This is a genomic window from Streptococcus sp. GMD6S, from assembly GCF_000297015.1.
Genome location: NZ_AJRH01000306.1, coordinates 1 through 2465, shown reverse-complemented (window position 1 = coordinate 2465; position 2465 = coordinate 1). Strand labels below are relative to the sequence as shown.

The 2465-nt window shown below is 38.7% G+C and carries 3 protein-coding genes; all 3 read right to left on the bottom strand.

Annotated features, from left to right (window positions below):
* Nucleotides 1–441: HIT family protein (locus GMD6S_RS11115; RefSeq protein ID WP_000335583.1), on the bottom strand; the 441-nt coding region annotated here is incomplete at its 3' end.
* A 186-nt stretch (nucleotides 442–627) separates the two neighbouring features.
* Nucleotides 628–1572, bottom strand: a complete 945-nt coding sequence (locus tag GMD6S_RS11110; protein ID WP_223341662.1) for a hypothetical protein — start codon at nucleotides 1570–1572, stop codon at nucleotides 628–630.
* A 26-nt stretch (nucleotides 1573–1598) separates the two neighbouring features.
* On the bottom strand, nucleotides 1599–2465 hold an 867-nt coding region (locus GMD6S_RS11105), incomplete at its 5' end, for a M42 family metallopeptidase (RefSeq protein ID WP_000300983.1).

Sequence of the window (2465 nt, the reverse complement as noted above, 5' to 3'; positions counted from 1 at the left end):
TTCATCGGATAAGGCTTTAATCATTTGTTCCAACTCATGGGATTTCACTTGGCAATCTTCTGACGCCATTTCTTCCCAGGGCACCCACCAGACTGGACCACGGCCATTAAGCCCATGCCCCTTCATATCACCTGACCGTCTTGGAAAGAGGTGCCAGTGAGCGTGGGCATCTCCATTTCCTAGAAGTTCGATGTTCATCTTTTCAGCTTTAAACGCTTTGGCGACTGCTTCTTGGACTAAACTCATTTCCTCTAGAAAACGCAGTTTTTCAGAAGTCTCCATATGGTGGAGTTCTGTTATATGTTCTTTTGCCAGAAATAAGGTATAGCCCTTAAAGTATTGGTGATCCCCAATAACAACATAGCCTGTTTCTAGTTCTTTTACAAAGTAGGGATTTTTCCCCGCTTTAATTAGGTCTATCCGCTCACAAATAAGACACATGAGTCTCTCCTTTCAACTCTAATAAGTTCAAAATATCTTGAGCCTGACAGCTCGGGATTAGCTATACTTGCATTCTCAAGCACATAGGGATTAAATCACTCACTGTCAATCCCTGCTTTATTTACCCCTCGGATATCCACTGCTTCAAAGTCGAGAAGGATGTGATTAAGGTCAAAAAGTCGGTGTTCATAGGTCATCATTCCCCTCCCTCTTATCTTTGTGAAATAATTTTTGAATCTTATTAAAAAATGGAATAACTGTAAAATTATCTATAAAGCGTCTCTTACTTAACTTAGGTCCCTGTAGTTTTCTATATTCTTCGATATAAATTGTAGATACCTTACCAATTTCACTTTCTCCGAAGATAATAGCTTTTAAAAATATTACACCAATACTTAAACAAAGTGAAACTATTCCAACAATAAGAACAATAGATAAATTTTTATACAAATAATACGATATTACAGTATCAACTGCGACAATATAGAAAAGGCACACTGTAATAAATATTCCAGATCTTCCATCATCACTTTCATCAACACTAAATTCTGGGAGTAAAAAAATTAAAATTACAACAAGCAGCAAATAAGCCAATAACAAAGAGGGTCCAGTAGGTTGTTCTATAAAACTCTGATACCCAAAGTAAATGAAAAATAGCTGAAGTAATAACATCGCATACTGAAATAAATAAAACCATATTTTAGCTGAACTTATAAGCGGAATATTTTTTTCTACTTTTATATCTAGTAATCGTTTAGCAATTTGTATCCGATGAGCTAGTTCTTTTAAATCCTCTATTTGAAGTATTTGAGAAGCAAGTTTTTTCTCTATAATTTCTATTTGATACCATATATATCCATCATCTTCTATCCACTGATATTTTCCAAAAGTTTTTATTTTTCGTCCATACGGATTAATGTTTTGAGAAATTTTAAAAAGTAGTTTTTCTAAATCTGGATTAGTAATTCCTTTATCTACCAGTTCATCGGCATAAACAACTAGTTCTTTAAAGTTTTCTTGTTTATTTTCATACACATACTTACGATATTCCTCTTTTTTCTTTTGGAAATAAGCATACAAACCCGAAACTAACCCCGTTATTATAGCAGGCGTTGCTAATTGTTTCAGCATTTCAAACATAATACTTTATCGCCCCTTTACTCCACCAAGGTGCTCTTGAGATAGGCGTCTACCATACGCTCAGTCGCCACGACCGAATCAATGTGTGTTCGTTCGTAAGAGTGACTGGATTCAATACCAGCTCCAAGGAGGGCGTGTTTGACCTCTGCTCCTGCTGACATAGCTGCTGAAGCGTCCGATCCATAAAATGGATAGATATCCAGCTTAAATGGAATATCTTGCTCTTTCGCCAAAGCTACTAAGTGTTGACGGAAGTCATAGTGATAAGGACCAGAAGCATCCTTGACACAGATAGATACTGTGTACTCATCCGTCTGTTGGTCATCGCCCATAGCTCCCATATCTACAGCTAGATATTCCACTACCTGAGCTGGAATATTGGAGTTGGCACCGTGACCCACCTCTTCGAAGACTGAAAAAGCAAAATGAGTTGTTACTGGCAATTCAATCCCCTCTTCCTTGTAAATACGAAGAAGATTGAGCAAAATTGCTGCGCTGACCTTGTCATCCAAGTGTCGAGACTTGATAAAACCAGTTTCTGTCACAACTGTTCGCGGATCGAAACTAATAAAGTCTCCAACCTCAATACCCAAGGCGCGGGTTTCTTTTTCATTGGTTACTTTTGCATCCAAACGCACTTCCATATTGTCCTGAGTACGTTCAGCAGTTCCTGCATCCTTGTAGACATGGCAAGATGTCTGGTGGATGAGGATAGTTCCAGATACCGTTTTACCTGTACTAGCCACATGAACCGTACAGTTCTCTCCCTCAATCATGTTCCAAGGGAAACCACCGATACGATCCAATTTGAGACGGCCATCCGGTTTGACAGCACGGACAATAGCACCCAGCGTATCCACATGGGCAGTCACATAGCGGTGTTG